Origin of the sequence: Streptomyces sindenensis (genome assembly GCF_014649035.1) — a bacterium.
Classification (GTDB): Bacteria; Actinomycetota; Actinomycetes; order Streptomycetales; family Streptomycetaceae; genus Streptomyces; species Streptomyces sindenensis.
Genome location: NZ_BMSG01000096.1, coordinates 1 through 661, shown reverse-complemented (window position 1 = coordinate 661; position 661 = coordinate 1). Strand labels below are relative to the sequence as shown.

Below are 661 nucleotides of genomic sequence, written 5' to 3'. Positions count from 1 at the left end.
CGGCACGATCCCGCGGACGCCGAGTGGACCGGCCGCGACCGGTTCGTCCTCTCCGCCGGCCACTCCAGCCTGACCCTCTACATCCAGCTCTACCTCGCCGGCTACGGCCTGGAGCTGGACGACCTGAAGGCGTTCCGTACCTGGGGGTCGAAGACCCCGGGCCACCCGGAGTACGGCCACACCACCGGTGTCGAGACGACGACCGGGCCGCTGGGCCAGGGGGTGGCCAACGCGGTGGGCATGGCGATGGCCGCCCGCTACGAGCGCGGCCTGTTCGACCCGGAGGCGGCCCCCGGTACTTCCCCGTTCGACCACATGGTGTGGGTCGTGGCGGGTGACGGCTGTCTCCAGGAGGGCATCTCGGCCGAGGCGTCCTCGCTGGCCGGGCACCAGAAGCTGGGCAACCTGGTCCTGCTCTGGGACGACAACCACATCTCCATCGAGGGCGACACGCAGACCGCGGTCTCCGAGGACACCGTCAAGCGGTACGAGGCCTACGGCTGGCACGTGCAGCGGGTCGACCAGCTGCCGAGCGGCGACCTGGACCCGGCGGGTCTGTACGCGGCGCTGCAGGCGGCCAGGGCCGAGACCGAGCGCCCCTCGTTCATCGCGGCCCGCTCGATCATCGCCTGGCCCGCCCCGAACGCGCAGAACACCGAGG

At 71.9% G+C, this 661-nt stretch carries 1 protein-coding gene; it reads left to right on the top strand.

Annotation, left to right across the window (positions count from 1 at the left end; genetic code table 11):
* Positions 1-661: thiamine pyrophosphate-binding protein (locus tag IE145_RS33195; RefSeq protein ID WP_229826035.1), on the top strand; the 661-nt coding region annotated here is incomplete at both ends.